Source organism: Methylobacter sp., from assembly GCF_004322395.1.
In the GTDB taxonomy this organism is placed as follows: Bacteria; Pseudomonadota; Gammaproteobacteria; order Methylococcales; family Methylomonadaceae; genus Methylobacter_A.
Genome location: NZ_SCTW01000018.1, coordinates 1 through 6,000 on the forward strand (window position 1 = coordinate 1; position 6,000 = coordinate 6,000).

General features: G+C 46.0%; 5 protein-coding genes and 1 pseudogene. All 6 read right to left on the reverse strand.

Annotated features, from left to right (window positions below):
- Nucleotides 1-209: pseudogene (locus tag EPO18_RS03055) on the reverse strand (magnesium/cobalt efflux protein); the annotation flags it as partial.
- Nucleotides 206-664: an rRNA maturation RNase YbeY gene (gene ybeY / locus EPO18_RS03060; protein ID WP_292430358.1), complete on the reverse strand. Its 459-nt coding sequence runs from the start codon at nt 662-664 to the stop codon at nt 206-208. The pseudogene EPO18_RS03055 and the gene ybeY, both read right to left, overlap by 4 nt.
- Nucleotides 661-1,635: a PhoH family protein gene (locus EPO18_RS03065; protein ID WP_292430362.1), complete on the reverse strand. Its 975-nt coding sequence runs from the start codon at nt 1,633-1,635 to the stop codon at nt 661-663. The genes ybeY and EPO18_RS03065 overlap by 4 nt, the downstream gene beginning before the upstream one ends.
- 3 nt (nt 1,636-1,638) lie before the next feature.
- A complete protein-coding gene (gene miaB, locus EPO18_RS03070; RefSeq protein WP_292430364.1) occupies nt 1,639-2,994 on the reverse strand; it encodes a tRNA (N6-isopentenyl adenosine(37)-C2)-methylthiotransferase MiaB in 1,356 nt (451 codons plus the stop codon).
- A 304-nt stretch (nt 2,995-3,298) separates the two neighbouring features.
- Nucleotides 3,299-5,065, reverse strand: coding sequence for a methyl-accepting chemotaxis protein (locus EPO18_RS20670; protein WP_363331472.1), 1,767 nt, complete (start codon nt 5,063-5,065; stop codon nt 3,299-3,301).
- Nucleotides 5,046-5,576, reverse strand: coding sequence for a PAS domain-containing protein (locus EPO18_RS03080; RefSeq protein WP_292430367.1), 531 nt, complete (start codon nt 5,574-5,576; stop codon nt 5,046-5,048). The genes EPO18_RS20670 and EPO18_RS03080 overlap by 20 nt, the downstream gene beginning before the upstream one ends.
- Between the last annotated feature and the right edge of the window lie 424 nt (nt 5,577-6,000).

A 6,000-nucleotide genomic window follows, 5' to 3' on the forward strand; every position in this document is an offset into this window, starting at 1 on the left:
ATAATATCCCTGATCCGCATTTGGGAAACCTGCAAAACGCCTTCAATCATAGCCAAAGCATCCGTATCTAATAAGCGTTTTTCCCGTGCTTCTCTTAATATCTCAAGTAAATCATCTAGGTCTTGCGGCTCCCCAGTCAGTAGTTGGCTGATTTTATCGACCCAACTTTTCTGTGGGGAGTTTCTACTTGGGGGTTGTTCATCACTCATTTATTCACCTCTATATACGGATTGTTTATATGTAATTTGTTTAAAATAACTATTTCCTTGTTTTCCATAAGCTCGGCTTGCGGCTCGTCGAGATGATCATAGCCTAACAAATGCAGCACTCCATGCACAATGATATGCGCCCAATGATGCGCCAATATCTTATTTTGTTCCAGGGCTTCTTTTTCCATGACCGGAGCACATATTACCAAATCGCCCAGCAAGTCCAGCTCGACGCCTTCAGGCAAGTCAGCCGGAAAACTAAGAATATTGGTCGGACCTGATTTATGGCGATATTGCTCATTAAGCTCGGCGCTTTCCTGCTCATCAACGATACGCACTACAATCTCGGTGTCCTGATCACAATCATCCAATGCTGTATCAATCCAAAGCTGGATTTGTTGTTGATTCGGCTGGCCTGCCGATTCAAAAACAGTTTGGATTTCAATTTGATTCACGACTCGGCCTTGTTTGCTTTCTCATAAGCTTCATAAGCGCAAACAATGCGTTGCACTAAAGGGTGCCTAACCACATCACGCGCGTCGAAAAAGGTAAAACTGATGCCTTCAACCTTTTTTAACACTTCAAGTACATGCCGTAAACCGGACATTTTTTCCGAAGGCAAATCGATCTGGGTGACATCGCCGGTTACCACGGCTGTCGATCCGAAGCCCACGCGAGTAAGGAACATTTTGATCTGCTCGATGGTGGTATTTTGCGCTTCATCCAGAATAATAAAAGCATCGTTGAGCGTCCTGCCGCGCATAAAAGCTAACGGCGCAACCTCTATAATGCCTTTATCGATCATTTTCTCAACCCGCTCAAAACCGAGCATGTCATATAATGCATCATATAAAGGCCGTAAATAAGGATCGACTTTTTGCGCCATATCACCGGGTAAAAAGCCTAGTTTCTCGCCAGCCTCTACCGCCGGGCGCACCAGAATAATTTTCCTGACTTTTTCGCTTTGCAAGGCTTCAATCGCGCAAGCGACCGCCAGATAAGTTTTTCCGGTTCCGGCAGGCCCCACGCCAAAATTTATATCATGAGTCATAATTTTTCTCAGATATTCTTGCTGGTTAGCCCCTCGGCCCCTAATCATCCCGCATTTTGTCTTTATACTTACATTTTGTGCGGATGATGTTACCGGAGCATCCAATAGCTCATCAATGGATGAATCCTGCATGGCTAAGTGCACAAGTTCGGAGGTCAGCTGTTCTTTTTCCGTACTGGCGAATAATTTCTGCATAACGGCGCAGGCCGCCTTTACTGAATTATCTAAGCCCGTCACCTTAAACTGATTGCCGCGATTGGCGATCTCTACCTGAAGACGCGACTCAATCTGTCGCAGATGCGCATCAAACTGGCCGCAAAAATTAGATAACCTGCCGTTATCGGCAGGCGCTAGGGAAATTTCTTGTGAAATCATAAATCAATTATTACCGACAATTTTATCAACTGAAGCATCGACTATTCTACCTCGTAAAGAATTGGGTAAAGCCTCGGCAATTAGCACGTCGACAAACTGTCCGGCCAGCCGGGGATGCCCTATAAAGTTAACGACCCGATTATTCTCTGTTCTGCCCTGCATTTGCAACGGATTCTTTTTAGATTGTCCTTCAACCAAAACAGTCTGCACGGTACCGATCATGCTTTCTGAAATGGCCGCCGTCATTTCATTGATGCGATTTTGGAAACGTTCCAAGCGCTGTTTTTTAACTTCTGCGGGTACATCATCCGGCAAATCCGCTGCTGGTGTCCCAGGACGCTGACTATAAACAAAACTGAAAGATAAATCGAAGCCGACTTCTTCAATGAAAGACATGGTTTCTTCAAACTCGGCATCGGTTTCGCCTGGAAAGCCGATAATAAAATCAGATGATAAATAAATATTGGGCCGCACTGCTCGCAACTTGCGGATAATTTCAAGATAGTCGGCACGTATATGTCCGCGCTTCATCATTTTTAAGATATGATCGCTGCCGCTTTGTACCGGCAAATGCAAGTGGTCGACTAACTGCGGAATTTCGGCAAAGGCTTCAATAAGATCATCGGTAAATTCCATGGGGTGCGAAGTGGTAAAACGAATGCGATCAATGCCTTCCACCGCCGCCACATAATGCAGCAATAAAGCAAAATCGGCGATGTCGCCATCATCCATCACGCCGCGATAAGCATTAACGTTTTGGCCTAGCAGATTGATTTCCCGCACACCTTGTTTGGCCAATGCAGTAATTTCAGCAATTACGTCATCCACCGGGCGGCTGATTTCTTCACCTCTCGTATAAGGCACGACACAAAACGTACAATACTTGCTGCAACCCTCCATCACCGACACAAAGGCTTTTGGGCCTTCCGCCCTGGGTTCCGGCAATGCATCGAATTTTTCTATTTCGGGAAAGGAGACATCGACCACGGGTTTTAGGTGGCTACGCGCTTGATCCAACAACTGAGGCAAACGATGCAAGGTTTGCGGCCCGAACACGATATCCACAAACGGCGCGCGCTTTTGGATAGCCGCACCTTCTTGGCTGGCGACACAGCCGCCGACACCGATAATTACGTCTGGACGTTTATCTTTAATCTTGCGCCATTTACCCAAAGCCGAAAAAACTTTTTCCTGCGCTTTCTCGCGTATCGAACACGTATTCAGTAATAAGACATCGGCTTGTTTGGGGTCGTCAATCAATTCAAATCCATGCGAGGCATTGAGCACGTCCCGCATTTTATCGGAATCATACTCGTTCATCTGGCAACCGTTGGTTTGAATATAAAGTTTTTGTGTCATATGTTAAATAGTTAAATCATCTAAAGATCGCTGAGGCTATGCCCCCGATTATAAAAACCCGCTTTTGATTTTATTGGGAAGGAACGGCGGCGCTAAAACCACCTTGACAATAATGAAAAAAGCCCGGGGCAATAGATCAGGGCTTAGTAGTATAGGATGTTATTATAACCTGAAGACTGCTTAAACAGAAAGTACAGCACAAAACCTGACGTTTCCGGCGTATCTTAAGAACTGCAAAATACGCCGCGGTAAGCGCTTGCGCTCAAACGGGCTTATTCGGCCGCAGAGTTAACAGATAACCCACTTAAAATTCCTCCCATTCCTCGCTACCGCCACCAACGGGCTGTAACTGGGGTTTTGCCCTGGCCGGTGTTGAGCTTGTATTGACTTTTGGCGTTATACGGGCAGGGCTTTGCAAGTTGTTTGAATCGCTATCGACAGTAAAGCGCCCTACCGTAACCGATAAGTTTTGCGCCTGTTCTTCCAGCGATTCCGCCGCAGCCGCAGCCTGCTCTACCAGGGCTGCGTTTTGCTGGGTCACTTCATCCATTTGTCCGATGGCCTGGTTAACCTGTTCGATGCCGGAAGTTTGCTCTACCGAAGCGGTTCTAATCTCGGACATAATGACAGTAACGCCGCGAATGGCGCCAACAATTTCTTCCATGGTTTTCCCAGCCTGAGCAACCAGTTTAGTGCCGTCCTCAACTTTTTCTACCGAATCGCCAATCAAACTTTTTATTTCTCCTGCGGCTGCGGCTGCGCGTTGAGCAAGATTGCGCACTTCCCCAGCCACTACAGCAAAACCTCGGCCCTGTTCACCGGCACGCGCCGCCTCAACTGCAGCGTTCAAAGCAAGAATATTGGTCTGAAAGGCAATACTGTCAATCACCGAGATAATATCCACAATCTTGCGCGAGGATTCATTAATGTCTTCCATAGTCGTTACAACCTGCTCGACCACTGCGACCCCCTTACCCGCAATATCAGTTGCGCCGACAGCAAGTTGATTGGCATATTGGGCGCTTTTGGCATTCAATTGCACAGTAGAAGTAAGCTCTTCCATACTGGCTGCCGTTTGTTCCAAACTGGCGGCCTGCTCTTCGGTACGATGCGACAAGTCATTGTTACCGGCAGCAATTTCTTTGGCAGCAGTGTTAATACTGATCGTGGAATCCTGAATTTCTCCTACCAAACCTCTAAGATTTTCTACCGTGCCATTCATACTGGCGATCACTGCGCCAAAAGTACCTGGATAGTTCTTGCTGATAGTTTGAGTCAGATCGCCTTCGGATAATGCGCTCGCAATAATCGATATATCATCCAGACTACCCAGAGCATCAAGAGAAAGATTAATATCGTCTTTTAATTTGCCAAGATCGCCGTATCCTTCGGCCTGGACACGTTGACTGATGTCGCCTTGGGCAACACAGCCCATAACTTTGCCCACATCGCCCAACATGGATTGCATAGACTCCATTGCTTCCATCGCATGCTGTACCGCAAGCCTGTATTCGCCTTCGACATTAACACTAACTTTTTTATTAAAATCACCCTTAGCTATCGCGTTCATAAGCTCGGTGATGGCTGCTGTGGTGATAGAGAGCGTTTTTGCGACTGCGTTAAGCTGTTTTAGAGCTGTTGCAAAACCGCCGTGTAATCCTTGTGGATAGCTCTTTCGAGTAAAATCGCCATATATAACGTAAGCCATGGAGTAATGCATATCCACCTGAGCCGTTTCCACTTGGTCCATTAGATCATTCAACGCCCAAGCAAGCTTTTGAAGCGGTCTTTCTTTTCCACCGATATAAGTAAGCCGTACGTCTACAGATCCTTGCCGCCATTCCTGACTTACTCTGAGTAATTGTTCCAGCAACTTTTGATCGGCTATTCTTGACTGGCGCCACAAAACAATAGATAAGACTGATCCAACCGTCAACAAAGAAGGCATAAGCACATTTACGTCAGCCCCGTTCAGAACCGGCATCCATACGTAAATCAGCGAGCCGAGCCATGCAACAGCAACAGCCGCTAATGCGGCAGATTCATTATTCTTAAAGCGACTGCAATACATTGATCAGCTCCTCGTAAGTAACGCCTTTGTCTTTTAATACATTGCCCAGTACGGCTCCTGAAGCCGCCATAGCGTCCTTCGGTCCTGCGTTCCGCTCGGCATCCAGCATGGCTCGATACACATCCGTCACAATCGGAATGGCCTTGGGATTTGGCATACGGCGCACCGAACTGTAACCGATCTTCTGTTTGTTTTTGTCTTTCATCGGGGCGACATGGGTAAACACCCAGTAAAATCCGCCATCTTTTGACATGTTTTTAACGTAAGCAAAGATTTCCTTATCTTCCGCCAAATAGTCCCACAACAACTTAAACACCGCTCTCGGCATATCAGGATGGCGAATGATGTTGTGCTGACTGCCCAGAAGTTCGTGCTCTTGGTATCCCGAAAACTCGATAAAAATTTCATTTCCATAAATAATCCGTCCAGTCAGGTCAGTCTTGGAAACTATGAAATCATTTTCCCGCATCATTCGTTCCTGACTTGTCGGAACTATATCTTTTCTCTTCATTATTCTTCCTCAGTTAATTATTTGGCTTATTAAGTATTTGTAATTTTTAACGTACTTATTTGCCAGTTTATTATTATCAAACGTCAGTTAAATAGAAACGTACATCCTAATATAGCTTACATAACACAAAAAACCATGTTAGTACCACTTAATTAATACCTGATGCTTATAATCAAATCAGTCAGTCATTGATTTAATTACTGATGTTACGCAGTTGCTCGGATTTAGACTGCATCAACATTTTTTATTATTTAAAGTGTCGCTCTACCGCGACGTTATTTGAATCGGGTTCTCGCACCCGAGGGCGAGTTACTTTCTTTTGCGTCGCCTCGGCAACTGCTCCTGCGTTGCTCTCGGCAATTGCTCCATGCATTGCTCTACCTCCTGCATCCGTGCAGTCGAAAAGAAAGTAACCAAAGAAAAG